Consider the following 21,199-nt stretch of genomic DNA (forward strand, 5'->3'; position numbering starts at 1 on the left):
GGCTGGCTTTTGTCGCCAACCCGATTCAGAGGCGCCCGGACTCGGACGGCTCGTCGTAGAAAAAGTACGCGGCGATACCGGCCAGTCCGAACGCCAGCGTCACGAACGGCCACTTGCCGGCGTCACGATCGGTCGCGAACGCGTGGACGGTGACGAAGCTCGCGAGGCCGATGTGGGCGGCGATCGTTGCGACGAGAAACGACTGGAATTCCATGGGCCGTATAGTGGATGCGGCGGCGAAAGCCGTTACGAAGGCGACCAGCTGCCCGGCCGTGGGATATCGGTGCCGTGGCCGGGACGGCAACTCACCGCACTCGCCGTGAGCCGCCTGACTCGAGGGCGGGCAGGCGCGTTATCGGTCGCGAACGCGAGCGAGCCGACGACCGGCGTGAGGAAACGAACGAAAGGAGGGGCGCTTTTGCTCGACCGTTTACCGAGGGATAACGCGAGCGAGGTACGTAGCGCCTCGTTCGCGATCGGCCGTGGTTCGAGAGAACAAAGTTCTCTCGTCACTGCGCGGGATCGAAGGTCCCGCGCTGTCGTCGACGCTTCGCGCCGGCTGCAAGCGATTCCGCCGGAATCGCCCGGTCAAATAAGCCGTCGGCTCTCTTGAAAATCACGAAAGATGTGGGGTGTCTTTCGAACGACGGCGTAAACGGTCGTTAGAAGTCGTGATCCGGGTCGTCCTCGACTTTTCGTTTCATCGAATCGCGACGGGATTTGGCGTCGCGACCGGTCGCCTCGAGCAGGAAGTCGTTTTTCGCGTCGACGGCTTCGCCGGCGGCCTCGAGTTCGTCGGGATCGAGTTCGGTCGGGTCGCGTTCGTGGAATTCGACGGCGAGTTTGTCCTTCTTGCCGGAGTACTCGACGGCCCCGACGATGATCTTCTCGAAAACGGGGTTGTCAGGCTCCTCGATGAGGTAGAGGTCGCTGCCCTTGAATTCCTCGGTCCCCGTGATGGAACCGAAGTACTCCACGATTGTCGCCTCCATGTCGGGGATCCGTTCCTCGAGATATTCACCGCGACGCATCTTGTACTCCTTCATGGGTCGAAAAAACACGGGGGAGTGTTTACCTCTTTTCATAGGCGACGTTTCGGGTGTCTGATTTATTTCGGGGGACAGAACCGATCGGTATTACGAGCAGGCGGGCGATCACCCGACGGTCGTCAGGGCGGGACGGACCGGCCGCCGAGGGAGCGGCGACATCGGACAGGGGGCGGATCGCACGCGAAGTGAGAGCGAGTCACCGGCGGACAGCGGGGTGACGCAACCGAGTACCGAAACAGCGAGAACGATCGGCACTGAAACGGCGAAAACGAGAACGCGTGATCCGCGCTCGGACAGACTCGAGCGAGGCCCTGCGCGACTGCTACCGTTCGCGTTCGCTGAGGTAGCCCTTCCGACACTCGGGACAGATATCGCCTGCGCGCAGCGAGCCACCGTTACCGTCGGCGACGAAGTCACAACGCGGGCAGTAGAATTCGGTCGGAACGTCGGTGTCGGACGTACTCGCGCTTTCGGTCGGCGTCGGTGCCGATTGTGCCCGTTCGATGCCGGTATCCGGTCCGGACGTGGAATCGGTGTCGGCGGACGCGTGGCCCTCGGCGACGGGTTCCGCCGTCACCGACCGGGCGTCGGTCGCGGCCGCGGCCGACACGTCAGCGGTGGCATCGACGTCGGCGCTCCCCGACGGCGAGTCGTTTTCGAGGACGATGGCATCGTCTACGGGTTCGTCCGGGTCGAGGTCGCCGTATCCGGTATCGGAACCGAGCTCGTCCTCGTCCGTGTCTGGCCACTCGGCTGGTTCGGACTCCGCACCGATCGGCGGCCCGACGTCGTCCGAGTCGGGCCATTCGCCGTGATCGCGGTCCCGATCGGGTTCGCGTCCGTCCTCGAGGATTTCGCCGTCGTCGGTGACGGGATTGCCGTTCTCGTCGGTCGGGAGGTCGAGCTCGTCGTCCGGATCGGCCGTCACAGCCGTCGACGGCTCCGTTTCCGAGTCGTCCGCGTCGGCGGGCCCAGTATCGCCGGCATCGGCGGTCGCACCGGCCGGGGCGTCCGCGTCGATGATTTCGGCGTCCGCGTCGATGATTTCGGCTTCATCGTCGATGATTTCGGCGTCCGCGGTCTCGTCGCTCTGGGCCGTGTCCGTCTCGGCCGTGTCCGTCTCGAGTGTCGATACGTCCGGATCGGGGTCGTCGGGGAGTGCGTCGGCGTCCGTCTCGGTCGTGAGACTCGTCACTTCGGTGTTCTCGCTGACGACGTGTTTCTCGCCACAGCGGGAACACTCTTCGTATTCCTGGACGGTAACGACGACTTCACTGCCCCGTTCTTCACGCTCGCGTTCGACGTCGGGTTCGCCGAAGTCGTGTCCGAGCAGCGAACATCGAAGGACCATTGTCCCACCGTACCGAGTCTGTCCATAAAAAACGTACTGGCTGTTCTATCAATATTTACATCTGTCTGACACACCTACAAAATCAAACATGTTTGTATAATATTATTTTTCTCTGGCACAAATATAGCCGCCGCCAATGACCACATCGCACCAACCCGTGACGATTCAAACGGCAACTGATAGTATCGCGGGTGATCCGATGGACAGTCGTCGAGCGAGCGCTCGACCCGTCACCAGCGAACGCGGAACGGGAAAGCGGCGCAAGCGGTCGTCACCGAACGAGTCGGCAGGAGGAGCCACCCGTCGTTCGGGAGTGTATACGAACCGCGTTTCGAATATCGAGACGGGTCTCGTCTCGAGGGAACGGACGGCCCCTTCCGAGGGAGGATCGGAGTCTCGTTAGCGCAGACGAACTCGTCGAGGAGATCGTGAAGTGAGACGACGACGGCTTTCCGGAGGGACTCGTTGGATGTCGGTGCGTCCTCCTCGATACGCGGTTCCAACAGTGACACGTGGCCCGTCCCGGGGACCGCGCTCATCCGGTTTCGGCACGGCAGAGAGTAGCGATTCGTCCGCCAGGACGTGGTATACGTCCCGCGTCCGCGGTCCCCGGTCGAAACGGGGAGTGCAGGACCGCTAGCCCCGGCGCCACCGAAAACGGGAGAGGAGAACGGAGACGGAGCGGGTGAGATATCCGTATCGCTGGACATCCAACGCTGCTGATAAAACGCACGATATATAACCTAACGCACTCTCGTTATCGACTCGTTTCACCGACTGTCGCTGTGAGCGGTGTCCCGGGTCACGGACGCCGGTCGAGAGCGCATCGACTGTCGAACGACAAACGTCAAATCCCAGGTGGTCGAATAAGGACACGGATGAGAGCAAAGCGGGAGTACCGGAACCGAGAGGGGACGGAGGTGGCGGTACTCGACGCGCTGGTCGATCGCGCCGACGACGGAATGACCGTCTTCGAACTCCGGGCGGCCGTCGAGGTCGACATCGACGAACTCGAAGAGGCCCTGTCGACGCTCAAAGAAGACGACCTGATCGTCGTCGATCCCGGCAACGAGACGGTGATCAAACCCGACGAGCGGGTCGTACCGGAGCAACCGACCGACGAGAACGACGAGCAATCGATCCTGGACTGGGTCCGCGAACGGCTGCCTTTTTGAATCGAAACGCCTGAGAACCCCAGGCCCAAGGGTATATCTATGAGCGTCATCGAGTCCGTCCACGCGGACCAGGGGGCCACGTTCGGCGAGCGCGCCGGCAAAACGATCGTCGAACACTACGGTCGGCCGGAACGGACCCACCGCGCCGTTCGCAACGGCGTCGGTCTGCTCGAAATGGCGTACGGCGTCGTCGTCATCGAGGGAGACGACCGCCTCGAGTACGTCGACAACGTCGTGTCGAATCGGGTTCCGGCGACGGACGGACGGGGATGTTACGCGCTCGTCCTCGATCCACAGGGCGGGATCGAAGTCGAACTGTACGTTTACAACGCGGGCGAACGGCTCCTCCTCTTTACGCAGCCCGAATCCGCAGCGGCGCTCGCCGAGGAGTGGTCGGAGAAGGTGTTCATTCAGGACGTCGACATCCGCGTCGCGACGGACGACTACGGGGTCTTCGGCGTCCACGGTCCGCAGGCGACCGAGAAGATCGCGAGCGTCTTAAACGGCGCCGCCTCGCCCGACGAACGCTACTCGTTCGTTCGCGGGACGATGGGCGACGAAGGCGTCACCGTCATCCGCACCGGCGCCCTGACCGGCGAGGAAAGTTACGACGTGATCTGCGCCGCTGCGGACGCCGAGGCGGTGTACAACACGCTCCTCACGCAGGGGCTGAACGCTGCGCCCTTCGGCTATCGAACCTTCGAGAGTCTCGCGCTCGAGGCCGGCACGCCCCTCTTTCGGACCGAACTCGAGGGGACGCTCCCGAACGTCCTCGGACTGCGCAACGCGCTCGACTTCGAGAAGGGCTGTTACGTCGGGCAGGAAGTCGTCTCTCGCGTCGAGAATCGCGGCCAGCCAAGCCGCCGACTCGTCGGGCTGGCGATCGATGGAACTGCAGTTCCCGACGGGGGCGCGGCCGTCTTCGACGGCGACGCATCGGTCGGCGAGGTGACTCGCGCCGGCGAGAGCCCGCTCCGAGAGGAGGTCATCGCGCTCGCGCTCGTCGACTACGGCCTCGAGAGCGAGGAGCTCACGGTCCGGGTCGACGGTGACGAAGTGGCCGCGACCCGGACTGCGCTGCCGTTCGTCGAGGGATCGGACCGGTCGGATCGACTTCCCGAGTACCAGTAACCGGGCCGTCTCGACTCGGCACCGAAAGGCGGCGACGAGCCGTAGAAGACCGAGCGTACGGGGGCAAGCGCATCTGGAAGCTATCTTTAAACAGCGAGAGAATCCCGTCCTTTAGGACGGGCGTGAATCGCGTCACTTGATTTCACAGCCGCCGCTAATCGGCGGAACTGGATTCCATACGTTCGTCGATGCAACCTCTCACGAGGCTGGATAGGTTGATGTGATTTTCGTCGATCCATTCGACTTGATCCTCCCGAATCGTTATCTGCTTCCGTTGCATCACGTCACGCTACAACTCCGTAATGTATAAGTGTGGCGTATGTGTATAGGTGTGTATGGCAGAGGAAGTGACGAAAACGCTCGAGGCGACGCTTGCCCCGCCGACACAGGGGAAAGCGGTGCGTCTCCGTCGCCTTCTCTCCACCTACCGCGAGGCGTTGCACGATGCGTTCGACTCCGGTGCCGATACGATGAACGGCGTCTCTGAAGTAGTAACGTCGTTCGACCTCCCGTATCAGGCGAAAGCTGCACTGTGTAGCTACGTCCCGAAGCTCCGGAAAACGTACAACGCCCGCGAGTTAGACGACGAACACCCGCTCCGGCTCACGAACCAGGCCGCGAAGTTCGACCGGGATGAATCTCGACACCACGAGATTTGCTGGAACGTGCCCTTGCCGGGCTACGGGACGAACTTCTGGATACCGCTCCGGGTCAATCCCGAGCAGGAATCGCTGTGGCACGATCTTCTCGGCGAGGATGCGAAGGCCGGGCAGATTCGGCTTCAGCAGAACCGGAGCAACTGGGTGTTGCACGTCACCGTCACCTACTCGGTCGAAGATCCAGAGACGGACGGCGACGAGACATACATCGGCTTCGATATCGGCGAATCCGCGTTGATTACGGGCTGTGCCCTCAAGCGCAACATGCCGACGAAACCGATGCTCGAAAGCGGCAGTCAAGCGCGACACCTCCGCAAAGAGATGTTCACGACGTTGAAACGGCTTCAGGAGCGAGACACCGGCGAGTGGCGAATTGACGAACGCTTCGACCACTACCAGAACGCACTCACGGATATCGTCGAGAAGGCGTCTCGAGAAGCCGCCGAGTACGCCAAGTCCTTCGAGAACCCGGTGATTGTGATGGAGGATCTGTCGTATATCCGTGAGAATCTGGACTACGGCAAGTACATGAACCGACGCTTGCACACGTGGGCGTTCGCCCGCCTTCAGGGCCGGATCGAAGACAAGGCCACCGAAGCCGGGATTCCGGTCGAGTTCGTGAACCCGCGCTACACGTCCCAAACGTGCCACGAGTGCGGCCACATCGGCTCTCGTGGATCGCAAGCCGAGTTTACGTGTACGAACGACGACTGCCACGTAACAGAGTTCCAAGCAGATATCAACGCGGCGGCGAACATCGCCGGTCGCGTAGATCCGTGGGGAGAGAGCGTTCCTTGGAAACCGGAACGCGATGACTCGCCTCGGAACGGGAGCGCCAGTGACAGCGCCACAGTCCACCGCGAGACGAGCGAGAAATCCTCGCAGATGACGCTCGCAGCGTACTCGGACTGAAACCTACGGCATAGCCGGAATCCCACTGTTGTGGGAAGCCTCGCCGTTTACGGCGAGGAGGATGTCACGCTTATACGTTCGGAGCGCAACCGTCGATGCATGTCAGGAGACGTCATAGAGCGTGACCTCCTCGAGCGCGAACCGGACGATCGGATCCGGGTCCTCGACGCCGACGGGACCGTCGTCGCCCCCGACCTGGAACCGGATCTCGAGCCGGAGACCCTGCGATCGATGTACCGGGATATGCGGTTTTCCCGGCGGTTCGACGAACGGATGATCAGCCTCCAGCGACAGGGCCGACTCGGGACGTACGCCTCGCTGGCCGGCCAGGAGGGATCCCAGATCGGCTCGACGTACGCGCTCGCGAGCGACGACATGCTCTCCTTCCAGTACCGGGAACACGGCGCGGTCGCCGCGCGAGGGGCCCCGTGGGAGTACCTGCTCTACTGGATGGGCCACGAGGACGGCAACGCCGCCCTGGCCGACGTCGACGTCTTCCCGCTGAACATCTCGATCGGGAGTCACATTCCCCACGCGGTCGGGTGGTCGTGGGCCGCGAAATTGAACGACGAAGAGAACGTGACCGTCGTCCACTTCGGCGACGGCTCGACCTCCGAGGGGGACTTCCACGAAGCGATGAACATCGCGGGCGTCTTCGACACGCCGACTGTCTTCTTCTGTAACAACAACCAGTGGGCCATCTCCGTGCCGCGGGAGCGCCAGACCGCGAGCGCTACCATCGCCCAGAAAGCCCGCGCCTACGGCTTCGGCGGCGTCCAGGTCGACGGGATGGACCCGCTCGCGTCCTACGTCGTCACCACGGCGGCGCGGGAGAACGCACTCGAGTCCGACGGCGACCGGCCGCGACCGACCCTGATCGAGGCGGTCCAGTACCGCTACGGAGCCCACACGACGGCGGACGATCCCGACGTCTACCGCGACGAAGCGGAGGTCGAGCGCTGGCGCCAGCGCGATCCGATCGATCGATTCGAAGCCTACCTTCGGAACCGGAACGTCCTCGACGACGGCCGAATCGACGCGATCGAAACCGAAATAGCGGAGGCGGTCGCCACGCTGGTCGACCATGCGGAGGCCGTCGATGCCGATCCGACCGAGATGTTCGAGTACACGTACGAAGAGCCGACCCCGCGGCTCGAGGAACAGCGCGACTATCTCGAGGCGCTTCGGGAGGCCCACGGCGACAGCGCGTTACTCGAAGACGAGTGAGTTCGGTCGCCGGCGGATTAAAGCGGACACTGAGACAGGCCAACGGCTATCCGGCCGTCGTGCCGAGAGACGGTCGATATGCAACTCGAGCAGCCGTCCCAGGGGTCTGCATCGACCTGGAGCGGTACGGTGCCGAGCGCGGTCGACGTGCGGGTACTCGGACTGGTCGTCGTTGTGGCCGGCCTCGCGGCGTCGATGAACGTCCCCTACGGGGGAGTGGCGACGGCAGCCGTGGCGTTCGTGCTGCTTTCGTGCGGCGGGACCGCGCTTCACGTTCTCGGCGAGCGGAAACTGCGTCGGATAACCGACGGTCTCGTCGAGCGGTGGGACGAGGCGGGTGGACGGGTCGAAGATGTAAGCAGGTCCTCGAACGGGATGCGAACGGAATGGCGGGTACACACGCCCGACGGCGACGTCGTCATCGGCGGGGTCGCGCTGATTCCGATCGCCCGGCTGTCCGTCGAGTGGCGCGGTATCGGCGACACGATGGCGGCGTGCGAGGCCGAATCGAACATCGACCAGCTCGCGACGGAGCTCTACCGCGAAATATTCGAGTACGACGCGGGTCGATAATCGAGAGACTCCTCGAGGCGAGTTCCGCGCTCGATGCCGCGGATCGCCGGACGAGACGCCCGCTCGTTCACTCGAAGATCTCCTCGTGGCGCTGTGCCAGATCGGTGTACTCGCCCGACGAATACGACTCGAAGATCGATCCGGCGTCGATACCCGTTTTCTCGAGCGGCGTGATCTCGGCGGGGACGCCGCGGACGAACGACTCCGGTGGAATCGTGTACGTGTCGGGGACGACGGTCCCCGCGGCGACGATGCTCCCGCTGCCGATCGTGACGTCGGTGTTGATCGTCGCGTTGAATCCGACGAGGGACTGCGATTCGACGGTCGCTTCGTTGAGGACGGCTCCGTGGCCGACCATCACCTCGTCGGCGAGCCGTGCGGCGTGGAGTATCGCGTTGTCGCCGACGTGGGTCTCACGGCCGATCTCGACGGGGGCGACGTCGCCTCGACAGACGACGCCGGGCCAAACGCTCGCGTCGGCGGCTACCGTTACGTCGCCGACGAGCGTCGCCTCTCGACTCACTCGCGCCGCGTCGTCGATCGTGGGCCGTTCCCCCTCGAACGCGTAGGTTCGACTGTCGACCATGGATGGACCGACTACCGACGTGAGCATAATACCGGACCGTGCCTGCAGTGACTGTCAGTCCACGAAGACGCTCTCGAGAAGCGGGAGACGGTGTGGGGCGATCAGGATTCGATCTTGTCGACGATCTGTTCGGCCTCTTCTCTGGCTCTGTCTTCGCCGACGTGTTTGTTGATCAGAACGTTCGTGACCTCCCAGTCGTCCTCGCCCTCGATCGTGCCGGTTCTGACCTCGCTTCCCGCTGAGACAGACTCGGCCGGTTGGGTCGCCCAGTCGGGCGTCCGGATCTCGTCGTATCGATCCGGGTCTCGGAAGCGAACGTGGATATAGTCGTCTTCGGTCTCGACCGCGGTTACGTCGGGAGTCCCAGCCGTACGCGACCGTCCGTCGGCGGCACGTCTAACTACTGTGCTTGAAAGTGCTCCATCCCGTGAATCGTCGGGACGGACCGTCTCCAGGGACACGAGCGAAAATGTGAGTCTCGCACCCGCCTGGGAGCGATAGTACGCGCTCGATCCGGAGACGCCGGCGCTCGAGTCCCGCGATCACGATCGGTCGTCGCCTGCGAAGTGGCCGACGTGCCACGGCGAACTGGACAGGAAAATCGACTCGTGGCTCGGCGAACTGGACAGGAAGAGCGGAACCGACGGAAACCGTGGCTCGGACGCGGCTCTGCGCGCCTCAGAACGTCTCGAGGTAGCGGTCGAGTTCCCACTGGGAGACGTCGACGAGGTAGTCCTCGAACTCCTGGCGCTTCGCCTTGACAAATTTGTCGGCGACGTGGTCGCCCAGCGCGCTGTAGATCGCCTCGTCTTCCTCGAGAGCGTCGACGGCCTGGCCGAGGTTCGCGGGTAGCGTGTCGATACCGTACTCCTCGCGCTTCTGCTCGTCGAAGTCGTAGATGTTCTCGCGAACGGGGTCGTCACACTCGAGGTCCTGCTCGATCCCGTCGAGACCGGCGTGGATCATGACGGCGAGCGCGAGGTAGGGGTTACAGGACGGGTCCGGCGAGCGGAGTTCGATGCGCGAGGCCGCGGGAGTGCGCGCGGCGGGCTTGCGGATCAGCGCCGAGCGGTTGCGGTCGGACCAGGCGACGTAGACCGGCGCCTCGTAGCCCGGCACCAGTCGCTTGTAGCTGTTGACGGTCGGATTCGCGATCGCCGTGATCGCGGGCGCGTGCTCGAGGATACCGGCGGTGAACGCGTGGGCCTCGTCGCTCAGGTTGAACTCGTCGTCGTCGTCGTGGAAGACGTTCTCCCCGTCCTCGGTGAACAGCGAGATGTGCGTGTGCATGCCCGACCCGTTGATACGCGGGATCGGCTTGGGCATGAACGTCGCGTGCAGGTCGTGCTGTGCGGCGATCGCGCGGACGACGGTGCGGAAGGTACCGACGTTGTCGGCCGTCGTCAGGGCGTCGTCGTAGGTGAAGTTGATCTCGTGTTGGCCTTCCGCGACCTCGTGGTGGCTGGCCTCGACCTCGAAACCCATGCTCTCGAGGCCGTAGATGATGTCGCGGCGGACGTCGGATGCGAGGTCTTTCGGTGCGAGGTCGAAGTAACCGCCGGCGTCGTTGGTCTCGGTCGTCGCACGGCCCTCCTCGTCCTCCTGGAAGAGGAAGAACTCGGGTTCGGGGGCGGCGTTGACGGTGTACCCCATGTCGTTGGCGCGCTCGAGGGCGTTTTTGAGGACGCGGCGCGGATCGCCCTCGAACGGCTTCCCGGTGTAGGTGTCGTAGACGTCACAGATCATCCGGGCGGCTGCGCTCTCCTCTTTCTGGCGCCACGGGAGGATCGCGAAGGTGTCAGGATCCGGTTTGAGCCGCATGTCCGATTCCTGAATCCGAACGAATCCCTCGATAGAAGAGCCGTCGAAGTAGATCCCCTCGGTGAACGCCTTCTCGGCCTGCCGTGCGGGCACGGAAACGTTCTTGACCGTCCCCAGAATGTCCGTAAACTGTAATCGGAGGAAGTCGACGTCCTGTTCTTCGATTTCGTCCAGCACCGCCTGTTCGGTGTCGGTGAGGTTTCCGCTTGTCATCTTTCTTGTCGTGCTTACCTCTGAACTCCGCTACTAAAACCCTGCTGTTCCATGCAATTCTTCCCTCTCCAGCTCGAAACTGCATATTCGTAAAGTTCTAAAGGCTCCGGTGAGAGGATAGATGTGATGACGTACGAAAATCTCGATGCAAAACTAGTGAATGCGTTACTGGGCGACGGTCGGGCGAGCCTTCGGAGCCTGGCCGAGGAACTCGACGTCTCCGTCACCACCGTTTCGAACCACCTCTCCGATCTCGAAGAACAGGGCGTGATCGAGGGCTACACACCGAAGGTCGATTACGATGCGGTCGGCTACGACGTGACGGCTGTCATCCAGCTTCAGGTCGAGGGGAACGCGTTACCCGACGTCACCGATACGTTGCGCGACCATCGCCAGATGACCAGCGTCTACGAGGTCACCGGCGACTACGACGTCATCGCCATCGGGAAGTTCAAAGATACCGACGGGATGAACGACCAGATCAAACAGTTGCTGACGGACCCCGACATCAAGGCCTCGAACACCAGCGTCGTCCTCAACGCCGTCAGCGAGAACGAACAATTCGAACTCGAGATCGAGGACGAGGCCTGACTCGAGCGGTCGACGGAGGGTGATGAGATCGAACGACGTCGCTCCCGAACGCGAAATCAGTCCGCGATTCTCGATGCTATCAGTTCGCACCAGCACCGTTTTCCGACCCATGTATCAGGAGGAAGCCGAGTTCGCCGATCTGAGCGACGTGTTCCGACGGGTGACCGCTGGCACGCCGCTCTCCGCTCGGATTTCGAACGGCGTGCTTTCGAAGCCGAAGCGTTGACAATCTCGCCGCCGATATGGGTCGACAGGATGGACGATAGTTCCGACACGCAGTCTTCAACCCCCCCGCGAACGCGACCGCCGCTGCCCGCCGAGAACGTGATGATTACTGACACGTACCGTCGCGAAGACGAGGTGTGGTTCGTCGTGACCAGCATGTCGACGCCGCTGGTCGAATTCCACGTGCGCGAGGACGTCATCGAACCGATCGAGGGATGAGGGCGTCCCGGTCGGAGGTGCCCCACCGGACGAGACGAGCGCAATCGAACTGGAACCCGCCTTTTGAGACTTCTCCGGCCGCGAACGCGCCGTCACGTCGTATCCGAGGTCGAACACGTTCGCCGCATGGATACGTATTGCGGGGACTGAGAGTCCACGCACGCTGATAAGCAAATAATATTACTAACGACTATATTTTTGTGCATGCTAATGGTAGGCACCCTTTGCCGGAGGCGGATGACGACCAGTATCGGACGACGAGTAACGAAACGAGGAGACGATACTACACATGCCACAGATACGAACGATGGAAATTCCAGAATCGGTCCGCGAAGAACTGGAATCAACCGAAAACGTAACCGGAACGGCGTTCGGGCTGAAACAGACTCGGGAAGAGGGAATTACGGATACAGAAGCCATCGTCGTTTACGTCGACGAGAAACGACCCGAACAGGATCTTGCCGACGAGGAAATCCTGCCCACGGAACTCGAAATCGAGGACGAGACCTACAAGGTCGACGTCCAGGAGTCGGGAGACGTGAAGATGCTCGAGCAGGCGATGCGCCCGACGGAACCGCCGATGGAGATCGCCGAAGCGGAACCGGAACTCGAGGCGATCCCGCCGGGCCTCTCCCGAAAGGAGAAGTGGCGGCCGGCGCCGGCCGGCGTCTCCGTGGGCCACCCGGACGTGACAGCGGGGACACTCGGGACGCCACCGTTGCGAACGGCAGACGGCCGAACCGTTTTCCTCACGAACTCGCACGTGGCTGCGGATAGCGGGGACGCGAGCCAGGGCGACGACGTGTACCAGCCCGGCACCTACGATGGCGGGAGTGCGAACGACGTGATCGGAACCCTGATCGACTTCAGCGAAATTTCGACGAGCGAGAACAACACTACCGACAGCGCCCTCGTCGAGGTTCGCCCGGATCACCTCCAGTCGGACATCTTCGAAGTCGAGTCGGACCTGCGATCGTTTACCGACGCCGAAATCGGACAACGACACACGAAAAGCGGCCGAACGACCTCTGTGACGACCGGCAAGTGCACCGCGCGAAACGCCACGTTCAACGTGGGTTTCAAACACGGAACCGCGAAGTTCGTCGGGCTCGACGTCTTCGAGCCGATCGCGTCCGGCGGAGACAGCGGGAGCCTCATCGGTCTCGAGCGATCCGACGGATTCTACGGCACGACCCTCCTGTTCGCCGGGAGTAGCAGCCTGACGCTCGGGATCCCGATGGACGCCGTCCAGCAGTTCCACGGCCAACTCGAGCCGATGACCGGACGGGAGCTGGTCGATCCGGACGACCTGCGGATCACGGGGACCGCGTTCTCGACGAGTCTCAACGGCGGACAGACGACCGCCCGATGGAGCGGCCCCTGGAACGACCGTTACAGCGTCGACTTCAGGGCCATCCCGACCACGACGGACGGATGGGTGAGCAGTTCGATCGAGTCGGTGTACAGGACGAACAGCGGCGTCTATTACCGAATCCACATGGAGAACAGGCGATCCAATGCACCGGTGGACTGTGACGTCAAATACGTCGTCAGACGGTAGTGATCACACGATGGAAATAACGATCACGACCCAGGATCCGGAAGACGTCGACGTCGTCACCGAGACGACCGGGTCGGAGCGGGGCCACGCCACCGCCCGGCCGCCGGAGGAGGCGCCGTCGGAAACCGTCGTGTCGCCGCCCGCGCGATATCAACCGCAGCAGCAGCAACTGACGATCGCTGTCGAGTCCGAACTTTCCACCGGAGAGGGAACCGATGTCGTCGGCCCGCCATCGGAATTCGGCCCACCCGGTTCGTGGTAGACGGGCCGCGAGCGTCGCCAGGCGGATCGAGCCTCGATGGTCCGCACTCGGCGAGTGCTCTCGAGGCTGTATTTTCGTCGATCGAGAACTCGATACGCGACGGTGTCGCTCGAGAGGGACGCCACTCGACGTATCGGTCGAGCGGCAAAACTGGATCCGTCGTCGTTTGCGGGCCGAACCGACGCTGAAACACGGCGTTCGGCACCTGTCGAGTGCCAATGGACGATTCGTTGGGACGAGTAAGCGGACGGGCCCTCGCTTACATCATGCCGCCCATGCCGCCGCCCATGCCGCCCATACCGCCACCCATGCCGCCGGGTGCGCCGCCTTCCTCGTCGTCGCCCTTGTCGGTCGACAGGTCGCCGGCGGAGATGATGTCGTCGATTTTGAGCACGAGGTTGGCCGCCTCCGCCGCGGAGGTGACGGCCTGCTCTTTGGCGTGGGCCGGTTCGACGACGCCGGCCTCGAAGGTGTCCTCGACGTCGCCCGAGAAGACGTTCAGGCCGGCCGTGACGTCGTCTTCATCGTGAGCCGCGCGCAGATCGACCAGCGTGTCGATCGAGTCGAGCCCGGCGTTCTCGGCGAGGACGCGCGGGACGAGCTCGAGCGAGTCGGCGAAGGCTTCGACGGCCAGTTGCTCGCGACCCGAAACGCTATCGGCGTAGTCGCGAAGGCGCGAGGCGAGTTCGACCTCGACCGCGCCGCCACCGGCGAGGACGCGGCCGTCGGAGACGGTCTGTGCGACGACGTCGAGCGCGTCGTTGACGCCGCGCTCGAGTTCGTCGACGACGTGGTCGGTCGAGCCGCGAAGCAGGAGCGTGACGCCGTGGGCGTCCTCGCCCTCGACGTAGAACAGTTCGTCTTCCTCGTCGCGGGTGACGTCGCCGAAGCCGAGGTCGTCTTCGGTGGCGCTCTCGAGGTCGGAGACGATCGACGCGCCGACGACTTCCGAGAGGAATTCCAGGTCGCTCTTCTTGGCGCGGCGGACCGCGAGGATGCCTTCCTTGGCGAGGTAGTGCTGGGCGAGGTCGTCGATGCCCTTCTGGCAGAAGACGACGTCAGCGCCGAGGTCGGCGATTCGGTCGGCCTTCTCGCGGAGCTGTTTCTCCTCGCGATCGAGGAACTGCTTGAGCTGATCGGGGTCGGTAACGGAGACTTCGGTGTCGACGTTCGCCTCTTCGACCTCGATGGCCTCGTTGAGAAGCAGGATGTCCGCGTCCGTGGCCTCGGTGGGCATGTTGTCGTGGACGGGGTCCTTGTCCACGATGCCGCCCACGAGCAGGTCGGATTCGCCGGCGCTCCGGCCGGTCTGGGTCTCGATGTTGAGGAACTCGAGATCGACGACGTTCTCGCCCTCGTCGTCCTCGACGGTGACCTGACGGATGGCTTCGACGATGAGTTCGGCGAGGTACTCCTTGTTGACCTCGGTTCCCTTGCCGGTCATCGAGGTTTCGGCGGTCTTTCGGAGCAGTTCTTCGTCGTCCGTGTCGATCTCGGTTGCGACGGCGTCGATCTCCTCGCGGGCCTGCTCGCTGGCGAGGTGGAATCCCTTGATGATCGCCGTCGGGTGGATGTCCTGCTCCAGGAGGTCCTCGGCGTTCTTCAGGAGTTCACCGGCGATGGCGACGGCCGTCGTGGTGCCGTCTCCCGCTTCGTCCTCCTGGGTTTCGGCGACCTCGATGATCATCTCGGCCGTCGGGTTGTCGATGTCCATCTCTTTTAAGATCGTGACGCCGTCGTTCGTGATCGTCACGGATCCCATGGAATCGACGAGCATCTTGTCCATCCCCTTCGGACCGAGCGTCGAGCGGACGGCTTCAGCGACCGCACGGGCGGCGCTGATGTTGTAATCCTGCGCGTCCTTGTCCTTGACGCGCTGGGAATCCTCGCTCATTACGATCATCGGCTGACCCTGCTGCATTCGCTGACTCATAGTCGAGCGAATGATTGATTGTGATTCTATATAAGTCTTCCCCTATTTCGTCGAGCATCGACGAGCCACTGGACGGTCACCGACGACCCAAAACCATGGCAGTGCGGAGCGATTCCGACGGTTTCCAGCGGCAGATCAAGCCCGTCACTCGTTCACAATCGAACAGCGACTCGCTCGTTTTATATTAGGTTTTATGCCAGTGTTCGTCAGCCGACGCGTCGAGTCCGAGCGGGCCCCGGACCCAGCCGGAGAGGACTTCGACGGGACACGCGCTCGCACCCGAACCGAGTATTCCTTTCGGATTCCTGACTCGGAACCGAGTCAACGTAACGGAAGGGTTATGTCGGTAGTCGCGTATTCCCACCCGATCAATGGCCGAGTCCCCGCCGTTTGCAGACTCGTTCGACGACCCCCGAATCACCGCACAGTTCTGCCGCCGGCTTCCCGGTACGGCCAGTTCCCTCGTTCTTCTCGGTGTCGTCCACGACCACCCGGCGAGCGTCGCACGCGTCGAACGCGTCCTCGAGCGCGTCGACCCGGAGACGCTCGCGCTCGAACTTCCCCCGGCAGCGCTGCCGCTGTACCGGGTCTACGCCCGCGACAGGGTCAGGGGAGACACCGCGCCGCCGCGGTTCGGCGGCGAGATGAGTGCGGCGATCCGAGCGGCCCCCGACGCGGACGCCGTCGGCATCGACGCGCCGAACTGGTCGTTTCTCCGGGAGCTTCTGACCCGGCTGATCGGGGACCGCGCGTCGCCAGCCACAGCCCGACGCGTCGTCTCGAGTCTCGGCGGCGCGACACGAGAGGCCCTCGCCTGCCGGATCGCGGCGACGCTGACGCACGCGACTCCGATGACCGTCGCACCCGGCGAACCGATCGAGTACGACTGTGACGTCGACGACTCGCCCGAGCGGCAAGCGGCTCACGAGCGCTCCCACGTCGCCGCCGTCCAGGCCCTGCTTGGCAGCGTCGACACCGACGGGAGCGCACTGGCGTACCGAGACGAGACGCGCGAGCACTGTATGATCGATCGACTCGAGGCGCTTCGCTCGGAGGGTGATGACGTCGTGGCCGTCGTCGGCGTCGATCACCTCGAGCGACTCGCGAACGGGCTCTCGACGGAGGGGCCCAACTGAAGTTTCTGTCACTCCCTCGTATCCAATCGAGGCGAACGCCTCGGGATCGTTCGCCACGGTCCGCGTGGTCGACCGAAAGCGGATTTGCTACCGAAAACGCGGCTGCCCGGTCGCGGGGCGAGTCGGCGGTATCCGCCGCGAATTTCCGTGACAAAATCGGGGGAACGGGCGACACGGTCATCGACGGAATCACTTTCAGTGGTTGCCGTGAACGCAGCGTATGAGTCGAGAACGGATCTCGTCCGGGACGGAATGGGAATCGAAGGTGGGATATTCGCGGGCGGTTCGGGCCGGATCACAGGTACACGTCTCCGGGACGACGGCGACCGACGGTGACGGGAACGTCGTCGGGACGGGAGACGCGTCCGAACAGACCAGGCGCGCGCTCGAGAACATCGATCGCGCCCTCGAGCGGGCGGACGCATCGCTCGAAGACGTCGTCAGAACCAGACTGTTCGTTACGGATATCGACGACTGGGACGCGGTCGGCGACGCCCACGCCGAGGCGTTCGGCGACATCCGTCCGACGACCAGCATGGTCGAGGTAAATCGGCTCATCGACCCCGAATTGCTGGTCGAAATCGAGGCTGTTGCGATCAGTTCCGAGTGATCGGTCCCACGGTCGCTCTCGAGCGAGGCGGACGAGTTCGAATCGAGACGACACGCTCCGGAACCAATGGAGGGGAAGTGAGAGGCGAGCGTCGACGACGCCGGTATCGACGCCGGACCCGAAGCGAGCGCGTCCGGTTACCGGCGCGCCGGCGGTTCGATCAAAATTTCGCCGGCGCCACTGACGCGGACGTAATGCCCGTGGACGTGAAACGAGAGCGTGCCGCCCGCTCGGGGCGTCCCGTCGTAGCGCGGCCGGAAGAGGTCGTCGAGCGCGTCGGGATCGACGGTTTCGTACAGCGAAACGCGGCTGTCCGTGACGTCTACGCCCATACAATCGGCCAGCGCGTGGACCACGGTCGTGCTGAGCGTCGCGGGTCCGGTCGGGTCGTGCGAGGCGCGATACAGGGGTGGAGAGCGAGACTGCGTAGCGGAGGGTGCGTATCCGTTCATGACCGTTCGTCGTCTACCCCTCTCTGTTTGAACACCAAAAGCGTAATCGTTGCTTACCGGACCGATCCGGCAACTCGAGCGGCCGTCGTGTATCAGTATCGCAGAAATTCGTCTCGAGACGAACGTATCGTAACTTCGTCGGCTTCGCTGCACGGTCCGCCGGGCTCGCCGCGCGAGCAACGCCAGCCGAGCCAGATCGGACGCTGGTCGGGAACTACCACCGGCCCCCTCGGGCGGCGCTCACTGCCGGAGTCCGGAAATGCAGTTCCAGCAGTACGTGTACGTCTGATCGGACACGTTGGGTGCGCCGCAGTGAGGACACCGCACCGTCTCCCCGGCGACGTCTCTATCTCGGTCGTCGATCCGTCGGTCGGCGTCACCGACGTCGTCGGCGGTTCGCGGATAGCGGTCGGGACCGGGCGACGATCGGATCGAGGCGCGGTTTGGATCGGCAAACGTCGGCGCGCGCTCGCTATCGCCGTCGTCCCGGCGGGCGTACAGGTAGTACAGTAGCAGGTGGAGCAGGGCGAACAAGACCAGGTAGCCGATGAGCCAGCCCCAGAGCGCCATCGGTATGTGGTACGTTCTCGAGGCACTTGGATATTCCCCGCGTTACGCTGCAATGAGAATCGCGGTGCGGTGACCGTCAGGAAGATTGAAAATCGCGCTGGAACTCGTCGAAGACGCTGACGTCCTCGGGAAGGTCGTACTCGAGGTGGCGTTGCTCCTGGCGATTCACCCCGGCGTCCTCGATCGGGGTGGCGGCGTCTTCCCAACCGGGCTTGATCTTGACGCTTTTCGCGGGCATGCCGACGGCGATGTGGTGTGCAGGAACGTCGTGTTGAACGACGCCGCGCGCTCCGACGATAGCGTTTTCGCCGACCCTGTTCCCCGCCCGGACCATCGAGTCGTAGGTGAGGCGGACGTCGTCTTCGATGATGGTGTGGTAGTTGCGGACCTCGGTCTGGTCGACGACGTCGTGATCGTGGCTGTAGATGTGCACGCCGTCGGATATCGAGACCCGGTCGCCGATGGTCAGTTTGCCCCGATCGTCCAGGTGGACGTCGTCGTGGACGATGGTGTTGTCACCGATCGTGATATTGTGACCGTAGGTGAATGAGATCCCTTTGAAAAAGCGGCAGTTGTCTCCACAGTCTTCGAATAGGTGATCCGCGAGCATTCGGCGAAACCGCAGCGCGAACTCGACGTTGTCGGCGATCGGTAGACTGTCGAACTGTCGCCAGAGCCACTGCAGGTGTTTTGACGTGCGAAACTTCTCCTCGTCCTTCTCGGCGTAGTATTCGCTCTCGAGGGTCGTGTTGCACGGATCGTAACTCTGGAGACGAACGCGCTCGGCCGGCGAGACCGACGCCCCGTTTTGCCACCGCTCGTACGCGTCACGGTCGCCTGAAAGATCGATTAGCACGTCTTCGACGACGGAACAGGTGTCCTCGTCGCTCGATAATCGCCGGTCGACCTCGTCGATGAACTCGCGCATCCCCGCCTCCGCCTCGTCGGGGAGCGAGACGTACCGCTTTGTCATACTCTGTGATATTGCCCGCCGAGTTCATAGTGGTTCGGTTGTGCGGTGAGGGTTGCCGGACTCGGTGGCACGCCCGGTCTCTGGTCTGAACTCACTCGTTCTCGGATTGCCATCCGGAGAGAATCAGGGCGGGGAGCGCGAGCGCGACGACTACCAGCAACGCGCCCACCACGACCCCAGCGATCGTGACCCGAGTCCGCGGAAATTCGAGGGACGTCGCGGCGAAAACGACGGCCGCACCGATGGCGAGGGCGACGAACGAGAGGAGAAGCGCGAAGATCCGTCGTCGGGAATCGCCCATACGAGTTGCTGGCCGTCGCCGACCAAGAGCGATTCGACTCGAGCACCGACGACGGACGATTCGACTCGAATCGCAATCGGTTCCGGATCGGTTCCCGGCCGGGTCCGTCCGACCCCCGAACGCGTTCGGATCGACCGTCCGGCCGTTCCGCACACCATAAGTTCCCCCGCTTCGAAGATGCGAATATGCACTACAGCGAACTCGGTGACTCCGGCGTCGACGTCAGCGAAGTCGGCTTCGGCGCGTGGGTCGTCGGCACCGACTGGTGGGGCGACCGTTCCGAGGAGGACGCCCTCGAGATGGTCCGGTACGCTGTCGATCAGGGAATCACCTACTTCGACACGGGAGACGTCTACGGTCACGGCCGGAGCGAAGAACTGCTCGGACGGGCGCTCGCCGACGTCCGCGACGAGGTCACCGTCGCTACCAAGGTCGGATACGACTTCTACAACAACCCACAGGCGGGCCACGGCGAACTGCCCAAGGAGATGGACCCCGACTATCTCCGCGAAGCCGTCGACAAGAGCCTCGACCGCCTCGGGATGGACTCGATCGACGTCCTCCAGCTTCACAACGCCAACGTCGAGGAAATAACGCCCGACGTCCTCGAGTTGCTGGACGAACTTCAGGAGGACGGCACGGTCGACGCCATCGGACTCGCGCTCGGTCCCTCGATCGGCTGGCTCGCCGAAGGTGACTTCGCGATCGAAGAAGAGTTCGACTCCGTCCAGGTCGTCTGGAACGTCCTGGAACAGGAGGTCGGCAACCACTTCCTCGAGACGATCGAGCGAACGGGCTCGTCGACGAGCCTCGTCCCCCGCGTCCCCCACTCGTCGGGCATCCTCAACGAGCAGGTGACGCCCGACACCGAACTCGGCGAGGGCGACCATCGCGGATTCCGCCCCGACGAATGGTACGAAACGGGCTGGGAGAAACTCGAGAAACTGCGGTTTTTGGAACGCGACGGAGACCGGACCATGGGCCAGGCTGCGATCGCGTGGTTGCTCTCACACGACCCGGTCGCCTGCGTGACGCCGACGTTCAGAACGACGGCCGACATCGAAGAGTGGGCAGCCGCCAGCGACGTGGCGAAACTCTCCGACGAGGAGATGAGCCGGGTGACGGAACTGTACGAGAACGACTTCGACATCGACCGCGAGGACGGAATGGACGCGCTGCGCTCGTCCGTCGGCGGCGAAGACATCGAATCGGCCGGCCTGGACAAGCTCGCGGCCGATTGATCCGATCCGTCCCGGGCCCGTGTCGCTGCTGACTGGCTCCCGTTTGTTCACTCCGAGGGCGATTCCGTGAGCCTGAACTCGAACTCCAGCATCCCCTCCGTCTTCACGTTCACTCCGCCGAGTTCGTCCGACAACTGCTCTCGCGCTCGAGAACTCGGTTCGATGGTAACGGAGACGCTGTTTGCGTTCGCGTTGTACGTGATGTTCCCGACTGCGACGTCGAACGCGAAGAAGCCCGGGACCTCCTCTCTGAGTTGTGCGCGCACGTGGTCGAGGTCCGATCTCACGTCGGCCATCTCTTCGTTTAAGGTTCCCATCTGCATCGCTATGATACACCATATCATAACGTTGGAGCCTGAACTGTACAGGCGGTCGTGAACGTCTCGAGGGAGCCTGCTTCGCACGGCCCTCAGAAGTTGAGGCTACCC

General features: G+C 63.3%; 24 protein-coding genes. 12 read left to right on the forward strand and 12 right to left on the reverse strand.

The window, feature by feature from the left end; all coding sequences use genetic code 11:
* Window positions 1-25: 25 nt before the first annotated feature.
* The 3 genes from NJT13_RS09450 to NJT13_RS09460 all read right to left on the reverse strand — a co-directional run bounded on the left by NJT13_RS09450 (window position 26) and on the right by NJT13_RS09460 (window position 2,400).
* Window positions 26-214, reverse strand: coding sequence for a hypothetical protein (locus tag NJT13_RS09450; protein ID WP_254525307.1), 189 nt, complete (start codon window positions 212-214; stop codon window positions 26-28).
* 448 nt (window positions 215-662) lie between these two features.
* Window positions 663-1,046, reverse strand: coding sequence for a DUF5611 family protein (locus NJT13_RS09455; protein WP_254525308.1), 384 nt, complete (start codon window positions 1,044-1,046; stop codon window positions 663-665).
* Window positions 1,047-1,371: 325 nt separating this feature from the next.
* Window positions 1,372-2,400, reverse strand: coding sequence for a DUF7093 family protein (locus NJT13_RS09460; protein WP_254525309.1), 1,029 nt, complete (start codon window positions 2,398-2,400; stop codon window positions 1,372-1,374).
* 878 nt (window positions 2,401-3,278) lie between these two features.
* On the opposite strand from NJT13_RS09460, the gene NJT13_RS09465 reads away from it, so the two are divergent.
* The 5 genes from NJT13_RS09465 to NJT13_RS09485 all read left to right on the forward strand — a co-directional run bounded on the left by NJT13_RS09465 (window position 3,279) and on the right by NJT13_RS09485 (window position 8,077).
* A complete protein-coding gene (locus NJT13_RS09465; protein ID WP_254525310.1) occupies window positions 3,279-3,575 on the forward strand; it encodes a DUF6432 family protein in 297 nt (98 codons plus the stop codon).
* Between the two features lie 39 nt (window positions 3,576-3,614).
* Complete coding sequence (ygfZ, locus tag NJT13_RS09470; RefSeq protein ID WP_254525311.1) at window positions 3,615-4,706, forward strand: CAF17-like 4Fe-4S cluster assembly/insertion protein YgfZ; 1,092 nt, start codon at window positions 3,615-3,617, stop codon at window positions 4,704-4,706.
* A gap of 335 nt (window positions 4,707-5,041) precedes the next feature.
* The gene (locus NJT13_RS09475; protein ID WP_254525312.1) at window positions 5,042-6,277 is read left to right on the forward strand and encodes an RNA-guided endonuclease TnpB family protein; all 1,236 of its coding nucleotides are present in this window, start codon (window positions 5,042-5,044) and stop codon (window positions 6,275-6,277) included.
* 99 nt (window positions 6,278-6,376) lie between these two features.
* Complete coding sequence (gene pdhA / locus NJT13_RS09480) at window positions 6,377-7,504, forward strand: pyruvate dehydrogenase (acetyl-transferring) E1 component subunit alpha (RefSeq protein WP_254525313.1); 1,128 nt, start codon at window positions 6,377-6,379, stop codon at window positions 7,502-7,504.
* A 78-nt stretch (window positions 7,505-7,582) separates the two neighbouring features.
* A complete protein-coding gene (locus NJT13_RS09485) occupies window positions 7,583-8,077 on the forward strand; it encodes a hypothetical protein (protein WP_254525315.1) in 495 nt (164 codons plus the stop codon).
* Between the two features lie 67 nt (window positions 8,078-8,144).
* Here the strand turns inward: NJT13_RS09485 and NJT13_RS09490 are convergent, their stop codons facing one another.
* From NJT13_RS09490 to glnA, 3 genes are all read right to left on the reverse strand, one after another.
* On the reverse strand, window positions 8,145-8,663 hold the full coding sequence (locus NJT13_RS09490) for a gamma carbonic anhydrase family protein (RefSeq protein WP_254525316.1): 519 nt from the start codon (window positions 8,661-8,663) through the stop codon (window positions 8,145-8,147).
* A 101-nt stretch (window positions 8,664-8,764) separates the two neighbouring features.
* Window positions 8,765-8,986: a hypothetical protein gene (locus NJT13_RS09495; protein ID WP_254525434.1), complete on the reverse strand. Its 222-nt coding sequence runs from the start codon at window positions 8,984-8,986 to the stop codon at window positions 8,765-8,767.
* Between the two features lie 355 nt (window positions 8,987-9,341).
* On the reverse strand, window positions 9,342-10,697 hold the full coding sequence (gene glnA, locus NJT13_RS09500; protein WP_254525317.1) for a type I glutamate--ammonia ligase: 1,356 nt from the start codon (window positions 10,695-10,697) through the stop codon (window positions 9,342-9,344).
* A gap of 126 nt (window positions 10,698-10,823) precedes the next feature.
* Between glnA and lrp the strand changes: the two genes are divergently transcribed.
* The 4 genes from lrp (at window position 10,824) to NJT13_RS09520 (ending at window position 13,555) form a co-directional block, all read left to right on the forward strand.
* Window positions 10,824-11,288, forward strand: coding sequence for an HTH-type transcriptional regulator Lrp (lrp, locus tag NJT13_RS09505; protein ID WP_254525318.1), 465 nt, complete (start codon window positions 10,824-10,826; stop codon window positions 11,286-11,288).
* A 22-nt stretch (window positions 11,289-11,310) separates the two neighbouring features.
* Entirely contained in the window at window positions 11,311-11,514 is a 204-nt protein-coding gene (locus NJT13_RS09510) for a hypothetical protein (RefSeq protein WP_254525319.1), read from the forward strand.
* 507 nt (window positions 11,515-12,021) lie between these two features.
* On the forward strand, window positions 12,022-13,293 hold the full coding sequence (locus NJT13_RS09515; protein WP_254525320.1) for a S1 family peptidase: 1,272 nt from the start codon (window positions 12,022-12,024) through the stop codon (window positions 13,291-13,293).
* Between the two features lie 10 nt (window positions 13,294-13,303).
* On the forward strand, window positions 13,304-13,555 hold the full coding sequence (locus NJT13_RS09520; RefSeq protein ID WP_254525321.1) for a hypothetical protein: 252 nt from the start codon (window positions 13,304-13,306) through the stop codon (window positions 13,553-13,555).
* 259 nt (window positions 13,556-13,814) lie between these two features.
* Here NJT13_RS09520 and thsB read toward each other — a convergent pair whose 3' ends face one another.
* The gene (thsB, locus tag NJT13_RS09525; protein WP_254525323.1) at window positions 13,815-15,488 is read right to left on the reverse strand and encodes a thermosome subunit beta; all 1,674 of its coding nucleotides are present in this window, start codon (window positions 15,486-15,488) and stop codon (window positions 13,815-13,817) included.
* 371 nt (window positions 15,489-15,859) lie between these two features.
* Between thsB and NJT13_RS09530 the strand changes: the two genes are divergently transcribed.
* Complete coding sequence (locus NJT13_RS09530; protein WP_254525324.1) at window positions 15,860-16,624, forward strand: TraB/GumN family protein; 765 nt, start codon at window positions 15,860-15,862, stop codon at window positions 16,622-16,624.
* 220 nt (window positions 16,625-16,844) lie between these two features.
* The gene (locus tag NJT13_RS09535; protein WP_254525325.1) at window positions 16,845-17,234 is read left to right on the forward strand and encodes a RidA family protein; all 390 of its coding nucleotides are present in this window, start codon (window positions 16,845-16,847) and stop codon (window positions 17,232-17,234) included.
* 137 nt (window positions 17,235-17,371) lie between these two features.
* Here the strand turns inward: NJT13_RS09535 and NJT13_RS09540 are convergent, their stop codons facing one another.
* The 4 genes from NJT13_RS09540 to NJT13_RS09555 all read right to left on the reverse strand — a co-directional run bounded on the left by NJT13_RS09540 (window position 17,372) and on the right by NJT13_RS09555 (window position 19,530).
* Complete coding sequence (locus NJT13_RS09540; RefSeq protein WP_254525326.1) at window positions 17,372-17,686, reverse strand: HalOD1 output domain-containing protein; 315 nt, start codon at window positions 17,684-17,686, stop codon at window positions 17,372-17,374.
* A gap of 240 nt (window positions 17,687-17,926) precedes the next feature.
* The gene (locus NJT13_RS09545; protein WP_254525327.1) at window positions 17,927-18,256 is read right to left on the reverse strand and encodes a DUF7577 domain-containing protein; all 330 of its coding nucleotides are present in this window, start codon (window positions 18,254-18,256) and stop codon (window positions 17,927-17,929) included.
* Between the two features lie 76 nt (window positions 18,257-18,332).
* Complete coding sequence (locus NJT13_RS09550; RefSeq protein WP_254525328.1) at window positions 18,333-19,229, reverse strand: acyltransferase; 897 nt, start codon at window positions 19,227-19,229, stop codon at window positions 18,333-18,335.
* Between the two features lie 91 nt (window positions 19,230-19,320).
* Window positions 19,321-19,530 (reverse strand): hypothetical protein, encoded by a 210-nt coding sequence (locus NJT13_RS09555; protein WP_254525329.1) that lies wholly within the window; start codon window positions 19,528-19,530, stop codon window positions 19,321-19,323.
* A 185-nt stretch (window positions 19,531-19,715) separates the two neighbouring features.
* On the opposite strand from NJT13_RS09555, the gene NJT13_RS09560 reads away from it, so the two are divergent.
* On the forward strand, window positions 19,716-20,771 hold the full coding sequence (locus tag NJT13_RS09560; RefSeq protein WP_254525330.1) for an aldo/keto reductase: 1,056 nt from the start codon (window positions 19,716-19,718) through the stop codon (window positions 20,769-20,771).
* Window positions 20,772-20,818: 47 nt separating this feature from the next.
* Here NJT13_RS09560 and NJT13_RS09565 read toward each other — a convergent pair whose 3' ends face one another.
* Window positions 20,819-21,088, reverse strand: coding sequence for a hypothetical protein (locus NJT13_RS09565; protein WP_254525332.1), 270 nt, complete (start codon window positions 21,086-21,088; stop codon window positions 20,819-20,821).
* Between the last annotated feature and the right edge of the window lie 111 nt (window positions 21,089-21,199).

It is taken from the genome of Natrinema caseinilyticum (assembly GCF_024227435.1).
GTDB lineage: Archaea > Halobacteriota > Halobacteria > Halobacteriales > Natrialbaceae > Natrinema > Natrinema caseinilyticum.

What these genes read in the sequence shown, in the direction of transcription:
- NJT13_RS09450 (WP_254525307.1), bottom strand. Translation starts at nt 214, where the DNA reads ATGGAATTCCAGTCGTTTCTCGTCGCAACGATCGCCGCCCACATCGGC.
- NJT13_RS09455 (WP_254525308.1), bottom strand. Translation starts at nt 1,046, where the DNA reads ATGAAGGAGTACAAGATGCGTCGCGGTGAATATCTCGAGGAACGGATC.
- NJT13_RS09460 (WP_254525309.1), bottom strand. Translation starts at nt 2,400, where the DNA reads ATGGTCCTTCGATGTTCGCTGCTCGGACACGACTTCGGCGAACCCGAC.
- NJT13_RS09465 (WP_254525310.1), top strand. Translation starts at nt 3,279, where the DNA reads ATGAGAGCAAAGCGGGAGTACCGGAACCGAGAGGGGACGGAGGTGGCG.
- ygfZ (WP_254525311.1), top strand. Translation starts at nt 3,615, where the DNA reads ATGAGCGTCATCGAGTCCGTCCACGCGGACCAGGGGGCCACGTTCGGC.
- NJT13_RS09475 (WP_254525312.1), top strand. Translation starts at nt 5,042, where the DNA reads ATGGCAGAGGAAGTGACGAAAACGCTCGAGGCGACGCTTGCCCCGCCG.
- pdhA (WP_254525313.1), top strand. Translation starts at nt 6,377, where the DNA reads ATGTCAGGAGACGTCATAGAGCGTGACCTCCTCGAGCGCGAACCGGAC.
- NJT13_RS09485 (WP_254525315.1), top strand. Translation starts at nt 7,583, where the DNA reads ATGCAACTCGAGCAGCCGTCCCAGGGGTCTGCATCGACCTGGAGCGGT.
- NJT13_RS09490 (WP_254525316.1), bottom strand. Translation starts at nt 8,663, where the DNA reads ATGGTCGACAGTCGAACCTACGCGTTCGAGGGGGAACGGCCCACGATC.
- glnA (WP_254525317.1), bottom strand. Translation starts at nt 10,697, where the DNA reads ATGACAAGCGGAAACCTCACCGACACCGAACAGGCGGTGCTGGACGAA.
- lrp (WP_254525318.1), top strand. Translation starts at nt 10,824, where the DNA reads ATGACGTACGAAAATCTCGATGCAAAACTAGTGAATGCGTTACTGGGC.
- NJT13_RS09510 (WP_254525319.1), top strand. Translation starts at nt 11,311, where the DNA reads ATGAGATCGAACGACGTCGCTCCCGAACGCGAAATCAGTCCGCGATTC.
- NJT13_RS09515 (WP_254525320.1), top strand. Translation starts at nt 12,022, where the DNA reads ATGCCACAGATACGAACGATGGAAATTCCAGAATCGGTCCGCGAAGAA.
- NJT13_RS09520 (WP_254525321.1), top strand. Translation starts at nt 13,304, where the DNA reads ATGGAAATAACGATCACGACCCAGGATCCGGAAGACGTCGACGTCGTC.
- thsB (WP_254525323.1), bottom strand. Translation starts at nt 15,488, where the DNA reads ATGAGTCAGCGAATGCAGCAGGGTCAGCCGATGATCGTAATGAGCGAG.
- NJT13_RS09530 (WP_254525324.1), top strand. Translation starts at nt 15,860, where the DNA reads ATGGCCGAGTCCCCGCCGTTTGCAGACTCGTTCGACGACCCCCGAATC.
- NJT13_RS09535 (WP_254525325.1), top strand. Translation starts at nt 16,845, where the DNA reads ATGAGTCGAGAACGGATCTCGTCCGGGACGGAATGGGAATCGAAGGTG.
- NJT13_RS09540 (WP_254525326.1), bottom strand. Translation starts at nt 17,686, where the DNA reads ATGAACGGATACGCACCCTCCGCTACGCAGTCTCGCTCTCCACCCCTG.
- NJT13_RS09545 (WP_254525327.1), bottom strand. Translation starts at nt 18,256, where the DNA reads ATGGCGCTCTGGGGCTGGCTCATCGGCTACCTGGTCTTGTTCGCCCTG.
- NJT13_RS09550 (WP_254525328.1), bottom strand. Translation starts at nt 19,229, where the DNA reads ATGACAAAGCGGTACGTCTCGCTCCCCGACGAGGCGGAGGCGGGGATG.
- NJT13_RS09555 (WP_254525329.1), bottom strand. Translation starts at nt 19,530, where the DNA reads ATGGGCGATTCCCGACGACGGATCTTCGCGCTTCTCCTCTCGTTCGTC.
- NJT13_RS09560 (WP_254525330.1), top strand. Translation starts at nt 19,716, where the DNA reads ATGCACTACAGCGAACTCGGTGACTCCGGCGTCGACGTCAGCGAAGTC.
- NJT13_RS09565 (WP_254525332.1), bottom strand. Translation starts at nt 21,088, where the DNA reads ATGGGAACCTTAAACGAAGAGATGGCCGACGTGAGATCGGACCTCGAC.